Source organism: Allokutzneria multivorans, from assembly GCF_039537405.1.
GTDB classification, from domain to species: Bacteria; Actinomycetota; Actinomycetes; order Mycobacteriales; family Pseudonocardiaceae; genus Allokutzneria; species Allokutzneria multivorans.
On sequence record NZ_BAABAL010000006.1, the window covers coordinates 506,697 to 526,481 of the forward strand.

Annotated in this window: 15 protein-coding genes; 5 read left to right on the top strand and 10 right to left on the bottom strand. The window is 68.2% G+C overall.

All coding sequences use genetic code 11. From position 1 onward, the window contains the following. Positions 1-47: 47 nt before the first annotated feature. The 3 genes from ABD798_RS12310 to ABD798_RS12320 form a co-directional block, all read right to left on the bottom strand. Positions 48-1,343, bottom strand: coding sequence for an MFS transporter (locus ABD798_RS12310; RefSeq protein WP_344873892.1), 1,296 nt, complete (start codon positions 1,341-1,343; stop codon positions 48-50). A 46-nt stretch (positions 1,344-1,389) separates the two neighbouring features. After that, a complete protein-coding gene (locus tag ABD798_RS12315) occupies positions 1,390-1,773 on the bottom strand; it encodes a sterol carrier family protein (protein WP_344873894.1) in 384 nt (127 codons plus the stop codon). A 176-nt stretch (positions 1,774-1,949) separates the two neighbouring features. Continuing rightward, entirely contained in the window at positions 1,950-3,605 is a 1,656-nt protein-coding gene (locus ABD798_RS12320) for a glycosyl hydrolase family 28-related protein (RefSeq protein WP_344873896.1), read from the bottom strand. A 190-nt stretch (positions 3,606-3,795) separates the two neighbouring features. Between ABD798_RS12320 and ABD798_RS12325 the strand changes: the two genes are divergently transcribed. The 4 genes from ABD798_RS12325 to ABD798_RS12340 all read left to right on the top strand — a co-directional run bounded on the left by ABD798_RS12325 (position 3,796) and on the right by ABD798_RS12340 (position 11,917). Next, positions 3,796-6,402, top strand: a complete 2,607-nt coding sequence (locus ABD798_RS12325; protein ID WP_344873898.1) for a glycosyl hydrolase 2 galactose-binding domain-containing protein — start codon at positions 3,796-3,798, stop codon at positions 6,400-6,402. A gap of 89 nt (positions 6,403-6,491) precedes the next feature. Then, positions 6,492-9,170, top strand: a complete 2,679-nt coding sequence (locus ABD798_RS12330; protein WP_344873900.1) for a glycosyl hydrolase 2 galactose-binding domain-containing protein — start codon at positions 6,492-6,494, stop codon at positions 9,168-9,170. 1,071 nt (positions 9,171-10,241) lie between these two features. After that, a complete protein-coding gene (locus ABD798_RS12335) occupies positions 10,242-10,868 on the top strand; it encodes a superoxide dismutase (protein ID WP_344873902.1) in 627 nt (208 codons plus the stop codon). 5 nt (positions 10,869-10,873) lie between these two features. Continuing rightward, positions 10,874-11,917 carry a glucose 1-dehydrogenase gene (locus ABD798_RS12340; RefSeq protein WP_344873904.1) on the top strand — a complete coding sequence of 348 codons (1,044 nt, stop codon included), beginning with the start codon at positions 10,874-10,876 and terminating at the stop codon, positions 11,915-11,917. Positions 11,918-11,947: 30 nt separating this feature from the next. Here ABD798_RS12340 and ABD798_RS12345 read toward each other — a convergent pair whose 3' ends face one another. From ABD798_RS12345 to ABD798_RS12370, 6 genes are read right to left on the bottom strand one after another with little or no spacing between them, the layout of a single operon-like run. Then, the gene (locus ABD798_RS12345) at positions 11,948-14,083 is read right to left on the bottom strand and encodes a putative bifunctional diguanylate cyclase/phosphodiesterase (protein WP_344873906.1); all 2,136 of its coding nucleotides are present in this window, start codon (positions 14,081-14,083) and stop codon (positions 11,948-11,950) included. A 41-nt stretch (positions 14,084-14,124) separates the two neighbouring features. Then, a complete protein-coding gene (locus ABD798_RS12350) occupies positions 14,125-14,829 on the bottom strand; it encodes an SAM-dependent methyltransferase (protein ID WP_344873908.1) in 705 nt (234 codons plus the stop codon). Next, positions 14,810-15,613, bottom strand: coding sequence for an SAM-dependent methyltransferase (locus ABD798_RS12355; protein WP_344873909.1), 804 nt, complete (start codon positions 15,611-15,613; stop codon positions 14,810-14,812). Before ABD798_RS12355 ends, ABD798_RS12350 begins: the two co-directional genes overlap by 20 nt. Before the next feature lie 28 nt (positions 15,614-15,641). Beyond that, on the bottom strand, positions 15,642-16,448 hold the full coding sequence (locus tag ABD798_RS12360; protein ID WP_344873911.1) for an SAM-dependent methyltransferase: 807 nt from the start codon (positions 16,446-16,448) through the stop codon (positions 15,642-15,644). A gap of 48 nt (positions 16,449-16,496) precedes the next feature. Then, entirely contained in the window at positions 16,497-17,312 is an 816-nt protein-coding gene (locus ABD798_RS12365; protein WP_344873913.1) for an SAM-dependent methyltransferase, read from the bottom strand. 15 nt (positions 17,313-17,327) lie between these two features. Then, a complete protein-coding gene (locus tag ABD798_RS12370; protein WP_344873915.1) occupies positions 17,328-18,140 on the bottom strand; it encodes an SAM-dependent methyltransferase in 813 nt (270 codons plus the stop codon). A gap of 131 nt (positions 18,141-18,271) precedes the next feature. Here ABD798_RS12370 and ABD798_RS12375 point away from each other — a divergent pair, with 131 nt between their 5' ends. Continuing rightward, the gene (locus tag ABD798_RS12375) at positions 18,272-19,267 is read left to right on the top strand and encodes a pentapeptide repeat-containing protein (protein ID WP_344873917.1); all 996 of its coding nucleotides are present in this window, start codon (positions 18,272-18,274) and stop codon (positions 19,265-19,267) included. Here ABD798_RS12375 and ABD798_RS12380 read toward each other — a convergent pair. Further along, a complete protein-coding gene (locus ABD798_RS12380) occupies positions 19,257-19,775 on the bottom strand; it encodes a flavoprotein (RefSeq protein WP_344873919.1) in 519 nt (172 codons plus the stop codon). The genes ABD798_RS12375 and ABD798_RS12380 overlap by 11 nt on opposite strands. Between the last annotated feature and the right edge of the window lie 10 nt (positions 19,776-19,785).

Here is a 19,785-nt window from a genome sequence, read left to right on the forward strand (position 1 = left end):
CGGCGACTCCGCGATCGGGTGGGCAATATCGGTTTAACTCGTTCCGGTCATTCGCGACGCACAGTTTCCGGCAGCGCGATCATGCAGCCGACGCTGATCAACGACGCGGCCGCGACGTAGCAGGCGACCGCCATCGAACCGCCGCCCGCCTTCAGCAGCGAGGTGGCGATCAGCGGGGAGAAACCGCCGCCGAGCACCGCGCCGAGCTGGTAGCCGATGCCGACTCCGGTGTAGCGGTGCGCGGCGCCGAAGAGCTCGGAGAAGTAGCTCAGCATCGGACCGAAGATCGCCGAGGACCCGGCGAAGCCGATGGTCACCGCGAGCACGATCAGCGTGGGGTTCGCGGTGTCGACCATCCAGAACAACGGGAACGGGAACAGCACGCAGAAAATCGCTCCGCCGAGCATGACGGGCTTGCGCCCGATGCGATCGGTCAGCGCGCAGAAACCGACGATGCAGGCGACCGAAACGACGCAGCCGATGAGCGTCGCGACGAGCATGACCCAGCTCGGCAGCTTCAGCGCTTCCTTTCCGTAGGTGAGCAGAAAGACGAACAGGATGAAGACGAAGGCGTTGAAACCGAGGTTCACACCTGCGGTGAGCAGAACGCGCTTGCCGTCTTTGCGTAGCACCGTCATCAGCGGCATGCGCTCGGTGGCCTTGTTCTCCGACAGGTCCTGGAAGACCGGCGTCTCGTGCAGCTTGCGGCGGGCGAAAACACCCACCAGCACAACGAGAACTCCGGCCAGGAACGGGATTCGCCAGCCCCACGAGAGCACGTCCTCCGACGGGAGCAACATCACCAGCGCGAAGGAACCGTTGGCCAGGAAGGCACCCATCGGCGAGCCGATCGTGACGAGGCTGCCGTAGAGCCCGCGCTTGCCCGGCGGCGCGTGCTCGACCGCCATCAGCGCCGCGCCGCCCGCTTCGCCGCCGACGGAGAAGCCGTGCACGACGCGCAGCAGCACCAGCATCAGCGGCGCCGCGACACCGATCGCCGCGTAGGTCGGCAGCAGGCCCATCAGCGCGGTGGTCACGCCCATCAGGCTCAGGCTGAGCACCAGCATCCGGCGCCTGCCGAGGCGGTCGCCGAAGTGGCCGAACACGATCGCGCCGAGCGGGCGCACCAGGAAGCCGACCGCGAACGTGGAGAACGCCAGGATCGTGGCCACGAGCGGGTCCTGCGCGCGGAAGAACAATGTCCCGAACACCAGCGCGGACGCGGTGCCGTAAACAAAAAAGTCGTAGTACTCAAGGGAGGTTCCGACCCCGCAGGCAACGGCCAGCCGCCGGAACGACGGCCGCTCGCCCTGATCACTTCGCACACTGACCTGTTCCGCCACGCGGCCACTCTTCCCGAGCAGCGGCGCCAGGACAACGATCTGTGGATCAGTGTTTCAAGGTCACCAACGGCAGCCAGTGCGAGACGTCCGCGCGCGTCCCCGAAGCGTCGATGCGTCCGCCGTCGAGGGCTTCGCCCCAGGTCAGGCGGCCCAGCACGAGTTCGAGCCAGGTCTGCGGATCGGTCTCGACGACGTTCGGCGGAGTGCCACGGGTGTGCCTCGGCCCAGGAACGCACTGCACGGCCGCGAAGGGCGGCACCCTGACCTCGACGCTGTGGCCCGGCGCGGCCAGCTCCAACGTGCGCAGGCTCAACCGCACCGCCGCCGCGAGCGCCTTGCGATCGGGCCGTGGTCCGCCGTCCAGCCACGGCACCACGGCTGCGACCGCCTCACGCAGCTCGTGCGGGTCGACCGCCCTCCTCAACGCCACCCGCCCAGGCTAACCCCCACACCGCCGAACTCCGCCCACCACGCGTTCCACAGTCTTCAAGACCCACAAACCCCACCTCAAACGGTCGCCAACGACGCCTAACCCCGGTCACGCGAGTGGGGGTTAGGCACCGTTGAAGACCGCCGCACCCGGGGTTTGCTGGTCTTGAAGACGCCCTAACCTCGGCGACGGAGGCGGAGTGCGCGTTGGGCCTGGTGGAGGTTGGGCGGGGTGACGGCGGTGGTGCCGTAGCTCTCGATGCGCGAGCCGAGGGGGCCGGTGAAGTCGGGCTTGTCGATCTGGCCGAACTCGCGGACGGTGGAGATGCCGACGGTGGCGCTGCACGGGGCGACGTGGTCGATCTTCACGCAGCCCGCGCGCTCGTTGGTGACCTTGACGTTCCAGTGCGTGAACCTGGCGCCGTACAAGGGGCCCGCGTTGGCGCTGCCACCGTGGTTGCCGTCGTTGAAGATCTCCACCTCGGTGCGCACGTTGTGGAACGGCAGGCCGCGGTGGGTGTCGAAGGTCCCGGCCGCCATCCGCCCGCGCGACCACGCGTTGCCGCACGAGAGCCCTTCGACGTTGATGCCGTGGTGCCCGGCGCCGGGCGGGGCGGGCTCGGTGAACTTGCCGATGGCGAAGTCCTCGACGAGGTTGTCGTGCGCCTGCTCGCGGCACGCGTACGAGTGGTGCTGGCCGCGGCCGTCGACCCTGGTCCGGCGCAGCGTGACGTTCTTCGAGGCCACGAAGAGGAACCCGTTGTCACTGTCCACAACGGACACGTCATCGGCCCAGCAGTCCCACGCGCACTGGAACACCAGGCCGTTGTACCCCTTGTCCTGCAAGTGAGCCGGGCGCTGGGTCTTCACGAAGCGGATGGTCAGACCCTCGACCCCAGCACCGACGACGGGCGGGGTGAGCGTGGTCAGGCGCGGCTTCCACCCTAGACGTGCGTCGAGCGGAAGCGGTTGCTGAAGGCGAACCTTGTTGCCCTGCACGGATTCGACACGCACGGGCCACTGGAACGGGCGGTAGGACAGCAGCTTGTCCTTGTCGGCCCAGGTGTAGCTCGCGGTACCGGGGATGTCGCCGCACATGTGCTTGAGCAGCCCGAAGTCGGCGTCGTCGTCGATCTGGAGCAGGACCCGCTGCCCCGCGACGAGTCGACTGCCGTCAGAGACGGTCAGCTCGAAGTCACCGCGCTTCGCCGCCGCGGACACGGTGGTGATCACCGACGCCTTGTCGCCCTCGTTGCCGATCCACCCCTCCATCGGCCACTTCTTCGCCTTGATGGCGGCTGTCAGGTCCCGGTAGCGGTCGCGGTGGCAGACCCACACGATGCCGCCCGCCCAGCTCCACGCCGAGTTCTCCGAGCCGTAGCGGCTGCGGTTGATGCCGATGATCTGTTCGAGCGAGCGCGTGCCGTGCAAGATCGTCTTGCCGCTTCCCGCGCCGCGCAGCACCACGTTGTCGTAGCCGAGCTGCACGATGTCGTCGATCCGATAGGTGCCCGCGGGCAGCAGGACGACACCGCCTCCGCGCTGGCCGACGTCGGCGATCGCGCGGTTGATCGCGGGCGCGGAGTCGGCTGAGCCGTCGCGCTTCGCGCCGTAGTCCAGGACGTTGGCGCGCACGGGTCCGCGTGGCGGCTCGGCGCCGTAGCGGTAACCCGCGAAGGAGATGTTGGGGATCTGGGGGTGCGTGTAGGGCGCCTTGACGAACTCACGCCACAACGCGGATTCAGCAGCCGCCGACGCCGAAGGAGCGGGGAGCAGGTGGTAGCCGACAACCGCGGCCGCACCACCGGAGAGCAACGTCCTGCGAGAGAGCATGAGTCTCCTGGTCCCAAACACGGGGCGGCGGTTTGGGGTCGACCGGAAGTTTCCCCAACCCGGCGACGTTTGGGAAGGGCTTTCCCGCAGGCGGCTCATTCGTAAGACGTCTTGTCAAAGCGGCCGGAAACCGGCAAGAGTGTTAACGGTTGAGCCCTGTCCACCGCCGCCATGGTTGCCAGGAGTCCTGATGTCCCGACGTTCCCGCTGGCTCGTGGCCGTCGTCGGCCTGAGCCTGGTCGTCCCCCTGCTACCGGTGACCAGCGCGGTCGCCCAAGAGCACACCGCGACGGCCGCCCCGGACCAGCCCGGTGGCGTGCGCACGATCCCCGACTGGCGGATGCAGTCCTCGCGCTCGGTCTCCGGCGGCGGCGACGCGATCTCCCGACCCGGGTTCACCGACGTGAACTGGCTGAAGGTCCCGGCGCGCTCCACCGTGATGGCCGGGCTGATCGCCAACCGGAAGTACCCGGACCTGAACTACTCCACCAACATGAAGCAGGTCAACGCGGCCGACTTCGCCGTGCCATGGTGGTACCGCAAGGGGTTCACCGCCGACCCGGTCGCGGGCAGGCACACCTTCCTCAAGCTCAACGGCGGAGTGCTGGCCAGGGGCGAGGTCTGGCTCAACGGCACCAAGATCGCGGGCACGGACAAGGTCATCGGCGCCTACCCGATCCGCGAGTTCGACGTGACGAGCCTGATCCGCAAGGGCGACAACGCGATCGCCCTGCGCGCGGACTCCGTCGACCCGCAGCGGGACCTGACGATCCACTTCATCGACTGGGCGCAGTTCCCGCCCGACCGCAACCAGGGCCTGTTCCGCGATGTCACGTTGTCCAGCTCCGGAGCGGTGTCGCTGCGCAACCTCCGCGTGGACAGCGACCTACCGCTGCCGAGCTTGGCCAGCGCCGATGTCACGGTGAAGGTCGACGCGCGCAACAACACCGACAAATCACAGACCACCGAGGTCTCCGGCACCGTGGACGGCCGGGCGTTCAAGCAGCAGATCTCCTTGTCCGCCAAGCAAACCAAGACCGCGACGTTCACGCTGAAGCTAGACGAGCCGCGCGTGTGGTGGCCCTTCCAGATGGGCGAGCAGCCGCTGTACGAAGCGTCGGTCGCAGCCACGGTGGGCGGAACAGCCTCCGACACCGCCAAGACGACCTTCGGAGTTCGTGAGATCGACTCGAAGCTTGTGCAAGGCGGTCGGCAGTTCTTCGTCAACGGTCAGCCGTTCCTGGTGCGTGGTGGCGGCTGGGCGTCGGACCTGTTCCTGCGCACCGATCTCCGCAAGATCGAGGACCAGCTGAAGCTGACCAAGGCGATGGGGATGAACACCATCCGCCTTGAGGGCAAGCCGGAGAACGACGAGCTCTACGACATGGCCGACCGGATGGGCATCATGCTGCTCACCGGCTGGGAGTGCTGCTCGAAGTGGGAGTCCTACGACTCCTTCACCGCCGAGGACAACCGTGTCGCCGGTGAGTCGGCGGAGAGCGAGGCACGGCGCATTCGCAATCACCCCAGCATGATCGGCTTCCTGATCGGCAGCGACTTCGCGCCGCCCGCCGCGCAGGAGAAGATCTACCTCGATGCGCTCAAGCGGGCCGAGTGGAACCTGCCGGTCATCTCCTCCGCCAAGGCGCTCAGCTCGCCGCAGCTCGGCAGTCCCGGCATGAAGATGGAGGGCCCGTACTGGTGGGTCCCGCCGAACTACTGGTACAACAAGCAGAAGGGCGGCGCGTCCGGCTTCGCGTCGGAGATCGGCCCCGGGCCGACCATCCCCGAGCTCGACAGCCTCCGAAAGTTCTTGCCGCCCAACGAGATCGACGCGCTCCGGGACTACAACGCGAAGCACTACCACCTCGCGCCCTCAGACACCTTCAGCAAGCTGTCCTTCTGGGGAACCGCGCTCGACGGCCGCTACGGCAAGCCCACGAGCACCGAGGACCTCGTGCGCAAGGCACAGCTGGCCAACTACGAGGTCAACCGCGCGCAACTGGAGGCGTTCGGCCGCAACTTCTCCGATACCGACAGGCCGTCGACGGGCGTCATCTACTGGATGCTCAACAGCGCGTGGCCGACGCTGTACTGGAACCTGATCGACCACAACCTGGCAACAGGCGGCTCGTACTTCGGCGCGAAGACCGCGCTGCGGCCGCTGCACGTGCAGTACTCCTACGACGACAACTCGCTGGCCGTCGTGAACACGGGACTGCGCGACGCCACCGGGCTGACCGTGCAGGCGACGGTGTTCAACCTGGACGGCACGCAGAAGGCCGACGTGTCGCAGCCGGTGACCGCGAAGGCGAACGCTTCGGTGCGGGCCGGAACGCTGCCCCAGCCAGGCGGCCTGTCGAGCACGTACTTCGTTCGGTTGCTGCTGAAGGACGCTTCGGGCAACGTCGTCGACCGCAACGTCTACTGGCTGTCCACCAAGGCCGACAAGCTGAACTACGGGGCTTCGACCTGGTACCACACGCCGCAGACGGAGTACGCCGACCTCAAGGGGCTCAACAACCTCCCGCAGGGCTCCGTGAGCGCGACAACGGCGGGCAACAAGGTCACCATCACCAACAGCGGTGACAAGGTCGCGTTCTTCGTGCGGGCCTCGCTGCGCGCGGGCGCCGGCGGACCGGAAGTGCACCCGACCACGTGGTCGGACAACTACGTGACCCTGTGGCCCGGCGAGTCGACCACGCTCACGGCCGACTACCGAGCCTCCGACCTGGGCGGCAAGGCCCCGCACTTCCAGGTCTCCGGGCACAACGTGCCGAAGGTCGAGGTCCGTTGAACCCGGCTTGAGCCCGCGCGGCGGCAAGTTAAAGATTTACTTCGTTAGGAGCCTTGTCGAAATCGGTTCACGCGGGAAAAGTGCCGCTCATGTTCCGACGCAAGGCCCCATGGCTCGCCGCCGCGCTCGGCCTCGCCCTGCTCGCGCCCGTCCCCGCCGCGCTCGCGCAGCAGGACGAGCGGGCGATCGGCTTCAGCGCGCCAACCGCTCTCGGTCAGACGGCAACCGTGCCGGACTGGCGCATGCGCTCCTCGGCAGGACTGACCGTCGAGGGCGACCACATCTCCGTTCCCGGCTTCCCCGAGCGGGGCTGGCTGCGGGTGCCCGCCCGCTCCACCGTGATGGCCGGGTTGATCGCCAACCGCAAGTACCCCGACGTCAACCACTCCACCAACCTGCAACAGGTCGACGCCAAGGACTTCCAGGTGCCGTGGTGGTACCGCCGCGACCTGATCGCCGCGCCGGTCCCCGGAAGGCACACGTTCCTGCGGCTCAACGGCGGTGTCATCTCGCGCGGTGAGGTGTGGTTCAACGGCACCAAGCTCGCGGGCACGGACAAGGTCGTCGGCGCGTACCCGATGCAGGAGTTCGACGTCACGAAGCTGCTGCGGCCCGGCCGCAACGCGCTGGCGATCAAGGCCATGCCCGCAGACCCGTTCCGCGACCTCACGGTGAGCTTCCTGGACTGGAGCCCGCTCGCGCCCGACAACAACATGGGCATCTGGCGGGACGTGAACCTCACTTCCACCGGCCCGGTGTCGCTGCTCGACCCGCGCGCGCTGCCGAAGCTCCAGCTGCCCGACATGCGCAGGGCCGACGTGACGGTGAAGGCCGAGGTGCGCAACAACACCGACCGCCCGATCACCACCACGGTCGGCGGCGACATCGAGCGCGTGCGCTTCGAACAGCGGATCACCTTGGCGCCCAAGGAAACCAGGACCGTCGAGTTCGAGCCCGTTCGCATCGACAACCCGCGCGTGTGGTGGCCCGCCCAGTTCGGCGAGCAGCCCCGGTACACGCTGAACCTGCGCGTGGCGGGCTCGGACAGCGCGAGCCGCCAGTTCGGAATCCGCGACGTCGGCTCGTTCCTGACGCCGGAGGGCTACCGCAAGTTCACCGTGAACGGCAAGGACTTCGGCGTTCGCGGTGGTGGCTGGGCATCGGATCTCTTCCTGCGCACGCAGCCCGGACGGCTCGCCGACCAGCTGCGCTACGTCAAGGACCTCGGGCTGAACACGATCCGCCTTGAGGGCAAGGAGGAGGACCACGAGCTGCTGGAGCTGGCCGACAGCATGGGCATCATGCTCATGCCGGGCTGGGAGTGCTGCACGAAGTGGGAGGCGTGGGCGAAGAAGAACCCGACGCACCCGTGGACGGAGGAGGACAACCGCGTCGCGGCCGAGTCCGCCACCGCCGAGGCGCGCAGGTTCGTCAACAGCCCGAGCATCCTGGCGTTCTTCATCGGCAGCGACAACTACGCCACCGCCGCCATCGAGAAGCTGTACCTGGACGCCTTCCACAAGGTCGACTTCCGGGTGCCCGTGATGCCGTCGGCCGCGCGCAGGCCGTCCTCCCAGCAGCCGCCGCCGATCCTGGGCGAGGCCGGGATGAAGATGGACGGGCCGTACTGGTGGATCCCGCCGAACTACTGGTACGAGAAGAAGAACGGCGGCAACTACGGCTTCGCCTCCGAGGTCGGGCCCGGCCCGATGATCCCGGAGCTGGACAGCCTGCGGAAGTTCCTCACCGAGGCCGAGATCGACGACCTCTGGCGCAAGCCGGACCAGGCGCACTACCACCTGGCGAAGAAGGAGGTCTTCTCCAAGCTGACCGATCTCACCAAGGCGATGACCAACCGGTTCGGCCCGATCAAGGACCGCGAGGACTTCCTGCGCAAGGCCCAGCTGTCCAACTACGAGGCCAACCGCGCGCAGTTCGAGGCGTACGGGCGGGACTTCTCCGCCGCCGAGAAGCCGTCGACCGGTGTCATCTACTGGATGCTCAACAACGCGTGGCCGACGCTGTACTGGCACCTCTACGACTACGAGCTTGGCACCAACGGCTCGTACTTCGGCGCCAAGAAGGGACTGCGCCCGCTGCACGCGCAGTACTCCTACGACGACAAGTCGATCGCCGTGGTGAACACCGGCCTCAACGAGGTGCCGGGCCTGACCGTGGAGGCGAGCGCGCTCGACCTCGCCGGCACCGTGCTGTCGACCGAGACCCAGCAGGTCACCGCCAAGGCCAACGCGTCCGTGCGGGCGATGACCGTGGCGAAGCCCGCTTCGATCAACGGCGCGTACTTCGTGCGCCTGGTGATGAAGGACGCGCGCGGAAATGTGGTCGACCGCAACGTCTACGCACTGTCCACAAAGGACGACAAGGTGGACCACAGCAAGGTCACCTGGTGGCACTCCCCGACCGTCGAGTACGGCGACATGCAGGGGCTCCAGAACCTCCCGGCCACCCAACTGTCCACAAAGGACGCCAGGTCCCGGGTGCGCGGCGACAAGGTCGTCACCGAGGTGACCCTGCGCAACGACTCCAAGACCGTGGCGTTCTTCCAGCGCGCCAGCCTGCGCAAGGGCGCCGGCGGCGAACAGCTCACGCCCGCGACGTGGAGCGACAACTACGTCACGCTCTGGCCAGGCGAGCAGACCACGATCCATGCCGAGTACCGAATGTCCGACCTGGGCGGCAAAACTCCCCATTTCCAGGTCTCCGGCTGGAACAGCGCGGCGCGGGAGGTAGCCGCCCCACTGCGGTGAACCCCCTCGTCCTGGGCGTCACCGTTCTCGGTGGCGCCCAGGCCGCGCTTACGCCCTGAATGACTCATTCAGGTACTTGAGGGTCCTCAATGACTCATTGAGGTACTCAGATTCCCCGAACGACCCGTTCAGTGCGTTGAGCGCACTAAACGACCCGTTCAGCGCCCTCAACGCACCAAACGAGGCTTTCGCGTACCCCGGAGCCGCGCGTGGGCCTTACGCGCTGAATGACTCATTGAGGTACTTGAGCGCCCTCAATGACTCATTCAGCACGCTCAACCACACAAACGCGGCATTGGCGCGCGCCCACGCTCCCCGCGCGCTCGCCACCGACCGCTCCGCACGTCCGCGCTCCGGCCCTGCCACCGCCGCACTCCGCCCCCGTTGGGTACGTAACCAATGCGGCATTGGTTACCTCTGGCGAAACAAATGCCACATTGGGTACACAAAAGTCCACTGTGGACAGTGGGTGGTGGGGTGAGAGGGATTCCGCCCAGGGGGTGCCAGTGGTGGGCGTGCGTCGGCGCTCGGAGCGATGCTGGAATCGGGGGGATCCCCGGGCGTACGAAAGCCACCCTCGTCCGCGGCCACACGTATCGCCGGATGGGCCACGCCGGAAGCAGTGCTGAGCGGCTACCGCCTCGGGTTCGGAGACGGCGCACTCGCGGTCCCGGTGCGCTCGCGGCCTCGGTGCACGCGTGGTCCCGGGGCACTCAAGGTCCCGGTGCACGCGTGGTCCCAGGGCACTCGCCGTCTCGGTGCACTCGCCGTCTCGGTGCACTCGCCGTCTCGGTGCACTCGCCGTCTCGGTGCACTCGCCGTCTCGGTGCACTCGCCGTCTCGGTGCACTCGCGGCCTCAATGCGCTCGCGGCCCCAGGGCACTCGCAGTCCCGGGGCACTCGCAGTCCCGGGGCACTCGCAGTCCCGGGGCACTCGCAGTCCCGGGGCACTCGCGGTCCCGGGGCACTCGCGGTCGCGGGGCGCTCGTGGTCCCGGTCACGCTTGACCTCAAGCGAGGTGGAGGTCCGATGATCTCCTCGTCAGCGCTGTCGCGGATGAGGAGATCATCAATGGCCCTCTACACCTTGCCCGACCTGGACTACGACTACTCGGCACTCGAACCGGCGATCATCGGCGAGATCAACGAGCTGCACCACTCCAAGCACCACCAGGCCTACGTCACCGGCGCCAACCAAACCCTGGAAAAGATCGACGAAGCCAGGGACAAGCAAGACTTCGGCTCCATCGTCGGCCTGGAAACCACCCTCGCGTTCCACCTCGCCGGACACGCGTTGCACCAGGTGTGGTGGAAGAACCTCTCTCCCAACGGCGGAGACAAGCCCACGGGTGAGCTGGCCGCGGCGGTGGATGAGTTCTTCGGGTCCTTCGACGGACTCCGCGCCCAGCTCAACGCCGCCGCTTCGACGATCCAGGGCTCCGGGTGGGGCATTCTCGCCTGGGAACCGGTCGGCCAGCGCCTGGTGACCCAGCAGTTGAAGGACCACCACTCCAACCTGTCGATCGCCACCACCCCCCTGCTGGCCTTCGACGCCTGGGAACACGCCTACTACCTCCAGTACCGCAACGTGAAGGCCGACTACTTCAACGCACTCTGGAACGTCATCAACTGGAACGACGTCAACGAGCGCTTCGTCGCCGCGCGGGCTGGCAAGAACGGACTGCTCCTGGAACCCTGAGCGGTGTGAGAGCGGCGACGGTTGTACCCGGCAAGCCCGAACTGGCCGAGATCAGCGAACTTCCCGATCCCGTTGCCGCGCAAGGAGAACTCCTGGTCGCGGGGCTGCTGGTCGGCGTGTGCGCGACGGACGCGGAGATCGCGCACGACGGATTCGGCCGCACGCCGCCGGGCCGGGACCGGATGGTGCTGTTCCACGAGTCGCTCGGCCGGGTCCTCGACGCGCCACCGGAAAGCGGCTTCGCGATTGGAGATCACGTCGTCGGCGTGGTGCGCCGACCCGACCCGCGACCGTGCGAACCGTGCTCGAACGGGCATTGGGAGTTCTGCGCCAACGGCGAGTACACCGAGCGCGGGATCACCGAGCTGGACGGGTACGGCGCGCAGCGGTGGACCGTGCCGCCGGAGTTCGCCGTCCACGTGGACTCGGCGCTCGGTGAGCTGGGGGTGCTCACCGAGCCCGCGTCCGTCGTGGCCAAGGCGTGGGACCAGGTCGATCACGTCGGAGCACGGGTCGGGGCAGCGCCCCGCACCGCACTGGTGACCGGAGCGGGCCCGATCGGCCTGCTGGCGGCCTTGATCGGCACGCAGCGCGGATTGGACGTGCACGTGCTCGACCGCGTTCGCGACGGCAGAAAGCCTGAACTGGTAAGGGATCTGGGCGCCACCTACCACCACGACCTCGACGCCGTCCCCGTCGAGCCGGACGTGGTGATCGAGTGCACGGGCGCGGCGCGACTGGTGTTCGACGTGCTCGGGCGCACCGCGCGCAACGCCGTCGTGGTGCTGACCGGGATCTCCGGCGACAAGGACCGGATCCCCGTGCCCGGCGCGGCCCTCAACGACGCCATGGTGCTGCACAACACCGCCGTGGTGGGCAGCGTCAACGCCGGGATCGAGCACTACCGCGAGGCCGCGCGGATCCTCGCCGACGCCGACCCGGAGTGGTTGGAGCGCCTCATCACCCGCCGCGTGCCGCTGTCCTCGTGGACCGACGCGCTCACCCGCGCCGAGGACGACGTCAAGGTCGTGATCGACCTGCGCCTGTGAAGGTTCCTATGCGAAAAGAACTCGTTCCCGCTACGCGTGCTCGGTGATCAGCTCGTCGATCTGCGCGGGCGGGCCGGGCCTGGCGAAGAACCACCCCTGGCCGGAGTCGCAGCCGATCGCGCGCAGGCGCTGGGCCTGGGGCGCGGTCTCCACGTTCTCCGCCGTCACGGTCAGCCCGAGCGTGTGCGCCAGCGACACCAGCGTCGCCACGATCTGCTGGTCCACATCGCCGGCGTCGGGGCCGGAGTGCGTGCGCAGCCCCTCCACGAACGAACCCGCGATCTTGAGCTCGTGCACGGGGAGGTTCCGCAGGTAGGCGAGGTTGGAGTAGCCGGTGCCGAAGTCGTCGATGGCGATCCGCACGCCCATGTCGTAGAGCGAGCGCAACGCGTCCAGCGGCTCGTCGGCGTTGCCCATGATCGCGCTCTCGGTCAGCTCCAGCTGGAGCCGCTGCGGGCGCAGGCCGACCTTGGACAGGATGCGCGCGACGTCGTAGACCAGCCGGGGGTCGCGCAGCTGCCGGACGGCGAGGTTGACGCTGACGAACGGGGCGTCGGCGCCGAAGCGCTCCTCCCAGTCCTTGGCCTGCGCGCACGCCTGCTCCAGCACCCACAGGCCGAGCGGGACGATCATCCCGGTCTCCTCGGCCAGCTCGATGAAGCGGTCGGGCGCGAGCCTGCCGAACTCCGGGTGCTGCCAGCGGACCAGCGCCTCCACACCCGCGACGCGCATGTCGGCGAGGCGCACCAGCGGCTGGTAGTCCACGTAGAACTCGCCGCGCTCCAGCGCTGAGGGCATGGTCGCGGAGAGGGTGAACCTGGCGACCTCGCGGGCGTTGCGCTCGGCGTCGAACTGCGCCCAGCGGGAGCGCCCGTCGGCCTTGGCCCAGTACAGCGTGATGTCGGCGTCGCGCATGACGTCGGCGGGGGTGGTGCCGACGACCTCGCGTTCGACAAGGCCGATGCTGGCGGAGACGGTCAGCTCGTGCTTGCCGACCTTGATCGGCTTGGTCAGCCCGTGCAGCACCTGGTCGGCGACGGTGATGACGTCCTGGGTGGAGCGGGTGTTCTCGATCAGGATGACGAACTCGTCGCCGCCCATCCTGGCCACCATCCGGCCCCGCCCGGAGACGTAGGTGTCCAGCCGCTGCGCGACCGCGACCAGCAGCTGGTCGCCGACGTCGTGGCCGAGGCTGTCGTTGATCACCTTGAACCCGTCGAGGTCCAGGTAGCAGAGGCCGACGCGGGTCTCACCGTCGGCGTTCTCGAAGGCCCTGGCCAGCTGGTCCATGAACAGTGAACGATTGGACAGACCGGTCAGTGGATCGTGCAGCGCCTGGTGGCGCAGCCGGGTCTGCAGCAGGTGCCGGTCGGTGACGTCCTCGACCATGACCACGACGTAGTTCGGCGCGCCCTGCTCGTCCCTGATCAGCGAGACGGTGAGGTTGGTCCAGATCTCCGCGCCGTCGCCGCGCACGAAGCGCTTGTCCACGCGGAAGTGCTCTCGGTGCCCGCGCACCAGCTCGTTGTAGAGGCGCCACACCTCGGCGGCGTCGTCGGAGAGCATGAAGTCGCGGGCGCGGCGCTTGCGCAGCTCGTCGAGTCCGTAGCCGAGCATCCGCTGCAACGAGGCGTTGGCCTCGACGATCCGGCCGCGCACGTCGCCGATGGCGATGCCGATCGCGGCCTCGGCGAACACCGCGCGGAAGCGGGCCTCGCTGGCCCTGCGCGCCTGTTCGGCGGCGTCGCGGGCGTCGAGAACGGCCTGCCGGATGGCTTCCTGCTCGTCGAGCGTGCGCTCGCGCAACGCTTGGGCGTAGCCGGCGGAGAGCGCGCCCTGCAACGCCGCGACGCGGACCTGGAGCCGTTCATCGCCCTCGAGACCGAGCTCGCTCAGCAGCTCATCGCCCAGCAGGGCGACGCTGCGGCTCAGCGTCTCGATCCCGGTGAAGTGCGCGTTGACGAGGTGGAAACCGACCTCGCGCGCGGGCGTGGAGCGGAAGGGTTCGGCGAACAGCGCCTGCACGAGCCGCTCGGTGTAGAGCAGCAGCAGCTGCTCGGTCTCGGCGAGGCTCAGCGAGACGTAGCTCGTGCCCGCGATGGACCGGACCCAGGTACGGGCGAACCGGGCGCAGGCGGGCTGCTCGGACTCGGCGGCCGGGGTCACCAGCAGCCTCCCGAGAGGAAATGACTCGTTGTGGGAACCACTCATATTCTCAGCCCGACCGTGGCGTGCGAACCGGATCTCTCGGGCTTTTTTCCGACCTCCCCTTGGGAGTCTGGCCGGGATAGCCGCGAAAAGACGACACCCTGTTCAACAAGTTCGAAGCCGAGATGACCGAGTGCGATCGAGTCGCACTCTCTGGACCAGGGCCGATGCCCGCCCATCCGGTACAGATCCGACACGCCCTGTCCTTCTTCCGCGGTGTGTTCCCCGGCACTGCGAGGCCGGAACGGAACACTTCCAGGGACCACTTGCCCGTGGCGAGTTCGAATGCTTCCCACGGGGTCCCCGAAATCGGGAACGGAATGCGCGACCACGACGCGTCCACTCGCCGGGGTCCTCGCGCGGTCACCACCGGTGCTTCCGGCAGGGCCGTGGGCGAAGGTTACGGGGTGGCCGTCAGCACGGACAATCCGGCAGCCAGGGTCAGCCTTCCGGGCTACTTCGTGCACGTTGCTGACTCTAGGTATCCCTAAGTGCGCCTTGGGGAACAGCCGACACCCGGTAGTGCGGACACCAGGAGAACGCGTCAAGCCGGGATGACCCGTTGCTCGTCCGTGCTCGCCCACCGCACACCCCTCGTTACTCGGGGTTAGAAGCGTAACCCGCCCGGTCAGGCCGAGACAGGCCACGCGGTATGCAATTGCTTCATATCCACGTGATTGTGGTCTAGACCTTATACCCCACACCGACGAGGCCCGCAAAACGCTCCGGTTCGTATGCGAGATCCCGTACCGAGTCCGGACGCCACAGCGGCAATCTGGCCAAACCCGGTTCGACGAGCGAGAAACCCGAGAAGAACTCGGAGATCTCCTCGGAAGTGCGCGAAACAAGGTCGAGCCCGGCGCGTTCCATCAGGTCGACGCGGTCCTGCGCGGTGTCGTCGCTCGTGGTGAACGAGGCGTGCGAAATCGCGAGGTAGCTCCCGGGAGCGACGGCGTCGCGGTACTGCTCAACCACCTTGTAGGGCTGTTCGCCGTCCGGCATGAAGTGCAGGACGGCCAGCATCAGCAGCGCGACGGGCTGGTCGAGGTCGATCAGCGAGCGCACCTCCGGCGAGACCAGGACGGCCCTCGGGTTGCGCATGTCCGCCTGGATCGCGGCGGCCCTGCCGTTGCCGACCAGCATCGCCTCGCTGTGGGTCACCGCGACCGGGTCCACGTCGACGTAGACGACGCGGCAGTCCGGGTTCTGCTCCTGCGCCACCTCGTGCACGTTGGCGACGGTCGGGATCCCGGAGCCGAGGTCGATGAACTGCGTGATGCCCTGCGCGACGCAGAAGCGGACCGCCCTGCGCAGGAACGCCCGGTTCGCCCGCATGATCATCGGGAGGTCCGGGAGCAGGTCGATGGCGCGCCGCGCGACCTCGCGGTCGATCGCGAAGTTGTTGTCGCCACCGAGGAAGTAGTCGTACATGCGAGCCTGGCTCGGCTTGCTCAGGTCGACCTCGGACGGCGCCCAGGTTGGCCGCATCACCGACACACCTCCTCCCTTCCCGTGCTCAACGCTTGACCCCCACCCCGGCGTAACCGGTCGCCCGCTGCGGATCGGTGTGCACCTCGTCCTCGGGGTCCGGCCGCCACCGCCCGAACCAGACCAGTCCCGGATCGACGAGCTCGAACTCCCCGAACATCGCCGTGATCTCCGCCTTGGACCGCCACCACATCGGGGTCCCGGTCCTGCGGTAGAGCTCGGAGTGCCTGAGCGCCTTCTCCGGCTGGCCCTCGAACGTCGCGTGCGAGATGGCCAGCATGCTTCCCGGCACGACCGCCTCGCGGTAGTAGCGCGTGATGTCCAGCGGGTCGTCCTCGTCGGAGACGAAGTGCAGCACCGCGAGCATCAGCACGGCGACCGGCTGGTCGAAGTCGATGAGCCTGCGCACGTCCGGGTCGTGCAGGATCTGGTCCGGGTAGCGCATGTCGGCCTGGACAACGGTGGTGTTGCGGTTGTCGGCGAGGATGGCGCGCGAGTGCGCGACCGCGATGGAGTCGATGTCCACGTAGGCAGTGCGGCAGCTCGGGTCCGCGCGCTGGGCGACCTCGTGCACGTTGCCGACCGTGGGGATGCCGGAGCCGATGTCCAGGAACTGCCGGATGCCCTGGGAGACGCAGTAGCGCACGGCGCGCCTGAGCACGCCCCGGTTCTCCTGCATGATCTTGGGCAGGTCGGGCCACTGGCGGATCGCCTCGTCGGCCTGGTTGCGATCGACCTCGAAGTTGTGCGACCCGCCGAGGTAGTAGTCGTAGACGCGCGCGGCACTCGGCTTCGACAGGTCGATCTCCGCTGGCGCCCAGCTCGGCAGTGCCACCGCTTCTCCGTCCCTCCGACTCGTTGGTTTCCCGCTCTCCCCGGGAGTTCAGCCCTTGCGGCCCATCCCCCCGTACACGCTCATCCGGTGCGGGTCGAGCGCGTCGACCTCGAAGGAGTCTGGTCGCCACTCCGGTAGCGGGACCACCCCTGGTTCGAGCACCTCGAAGTCACCGAACAGATCAAGGACCTGGGACCGCCCCCGGAACCACAGCGGCGTGCCGAAGCCCGCGTAGAGGCTCTGGTGCGCGAACGCCCGCTCCGGCTCGATGTCGTCGGCGCCGTGGGAGATCGCCAGCAGGCTGCCGGGGGCGAGCGCGTCGTGGTACTCGCGCAGCAGGCCCCTCGGGTCGTCCGCGTCGGGGATCTGGTGCAGCACCCCGAGGGTGAGCAGCGCGACCGGACGGCTGAAGTCGATCACCCTGCGGACCTCGCTGTCCCGCAGGATCGTCTGCGTGTCGCGCAGGTCGGCCTGGAGCACGGTGACCCCTGCGCAGCCCGCGAGCATCGCCCGCGAGTGCGCGACGGCGACCGGGTCGATGTCCACGTAGACCACGCGGGCCCCGGGATCGGCGCGGCGGGCCACCTCGTGCACGTTGCCCGCGGTCGGGATGCCCGAGCCGATGTCCAGGAACTGGCGGATGCCGTTGCGCACCGCGCAGCGCACCGCCCTGCGGAGGAAGTCCCGGTTGGCCCGCACCATCGCGGGCAGCAGCGGCCACTGCGCGATCGCCCGCCTGCCGTACTCGCGGTCGATGGCGAAGTTGTGCGATCCGCCCAGGTAGTAGTCGTAGAGCCGGGCACAGCTCGGCCGCGTCAGGTCGATCTGACCTGGCGCCGTGCTCCGAACCGAGACCGCTGTCATGTGCCGCCGCTCCACTCAGTTCCTGATTCCGAGACCCGCGTACCCGCTGAGCCGCTCCGGGCGCTCCCACTCCTCGTCCGGCGAGTCCGGCCGCCACTCGCTGAGGTAGACCAGGCCGGGGTCGACCATCCGGAACCCGTCGAAGAACCCGGTGATCTCGGCGGCTGAGCGCATCCAGATCGGCGTCCCGGTGCGGTGGTAGAGCTTCTCGTGCGCGGTCGCCCGGTCCGGGCGGCCGTCCGCCGTGCCGTGGGAGATCACCAGCGGGCTGCCGGGGGCGAGCACCCCGGAGTACCGCGCGATCAGCGCCGCGGGCTCGTCCTCCGGCGAGATGAAGTGCAGCGTCGAGACCATCAGCAGCGCCACCGGCTCGGTGAAGTCGAGCAGTTCCCGCACGGCCGGGTCGTCGAGCACCCGGTCCGGGTCGCGCAGGTCCGCCTGCACGGTCGCGGTGTGCCGCGTGCCCGACTCGGCGAGCAGCGCCCTGGAGTGGGCGACCGCGATGGGGTCGACGTCCACGTAGACCACGCGGCAGCCCGCGTCGGCGCGCTGGGCGATCTCGTGCACGTTGCCCACGGTCGGGATGCCCGAGCCGATGTCCAGGAACTGGCGCACACCACGGGAAACGCAGTAGCGCACGGCCCTGCGGAGGAAGGCGCGGTTGGCCTGCATGCTGCTGGGCAGCTCCGGCCAGAGCTCGATCGCCTGCTGGGCCTGCCGACGGTCCACGGCGAAGTTGTGGGAACCCCCGAGGTAGTAGTCGTAGACGCGCGCGGTGCTCGGCTTCGTGAGGTCGATGTCTCCGCACACCCAGGTAGGACGATCCACCGATGCCCCTCCCCGATTTTTGCCGCCGTGGCGAGGATATGACAGCTCGACGGTCACTCACCGGCATCGCGGCGATGCAAAAGGTGAGCGTGCGCTGTTGTCCGCCGAGCGGTCATCTGGACAATCTTCCGGTGGACAAATGGGTGATTCTGATCGCCGGATCGGTGATCTCGGTGGCGGCGGTCTCTGTGGTGCTCATCGGGTGGCTCCGGCACCGCCAGGGACTGCTGCTCACCGGAACCGTTCTGGCGGCGCTCGGGCTGTTGTTCCTGGTAGGAGGCTGGTTGCTGATCGCGGACCCGCGCTCGGGGCTGACCGAGGCGATCAAGACAGGGGGCCTCGCGGGCGGCGCCGTCGTGGCGCTCTACGCGCTCTGGCTGAACGACAGGAAGCGCCGCGCGGAGGAGGACCGCAACGAGCACGACCGCGAGCGGGTGTCCGACGAGCGCTTCGCGAGATCGGTGGAGATGCTCGGGAACGAGGCCGAGCAGGTGCGGATCGGAGCCCTCTACGCGCTTGCGGGGTTGGCAAAGACCAGGGCCGATTACACGCAGACCGTGCTCGACATCCTGTGCTCGTACCTCCGCCGTCCCTTCACCCACAAGTCCTTCGACAGGCGGTCCGACGACCCGCACCGCCACCACGAGCAGGACGCCGCTGCCGATCGTGAGCGCCAGGTCCGCGAGACCGCGCAACGCCTGATCTACGACCTGTTGCCGAGCAAGGACGCCACCGGCCCGGCCTACGACCTGGACCTGACAGGTGCTCACATCGAGTACCTGGAGCTGGTGGATCGCCGTGTGGGCAAGCTAATTGCGCGCTATACGAACTTCTACGGCATCACGAGGTGGAACGGCGCGGAGTTCACCGGCGAGGTCCTGCTCACGAGCGCGGAGTTCAGGGGAAGGGCAGAACTGCACCACGCGAAGTTCCGCGGCGGAATCTCTTTGCTGGACGCAAAGTGCGATCGGGAACTGAACATCCGCCACGCTCTGATCGAGAAGTGGGTGGATCTCCGCGTCCACGCACCGCAGATCCAGCACGAGGAACTGAGCTTCGGCAAGCTCGACCGCCAACGGCTGCCCGAGAACTGGCGGATCGAGGACGACAAGCTCGTCACCTCGTGACGCGCTCCACCGCCTCCAACGCCGACTCCCACGGCAGATCCACGCCTTCTCCGTGCAGCAGCTCCACTCCGCCCGCGCGCAGCGTCGCGAGGTGCCCGTCCCAGGCAGGGTGCCGCGCGCTGGCCGGGCTGACCTGCGGGAGCACGACGACCGGCGTGTCCGACCCGATCGCCTCCGTGACCGTGGTCAGCGCCTGGTTGTCGCCGAGCCCCAACGCGAGCTTGGCGACGCTGTTCGCGGACGCGGGAGCCCAGAGGTAGCAGTCCACGACGGGGTGCGGGCGCGGTTCCGTCGGCAACCGCGACGCACCCCGCACGGGCAGCCCCGTCAGCTCGCGAAGCGGTTCCACGGCTCCCGCCGCCTCGAACCAGGTGAAAGCGTTGGGCGTCAACGTGATCGCCACCCGCCACCCCGCCGCGAGCGCGGGCACCACCACCCGCTCCCTGACGTCCAGCACACTGAACGTCGAGCTGCACATCAACCCCAGAACCCTCGCCACACTCCCCATCCCACCACGA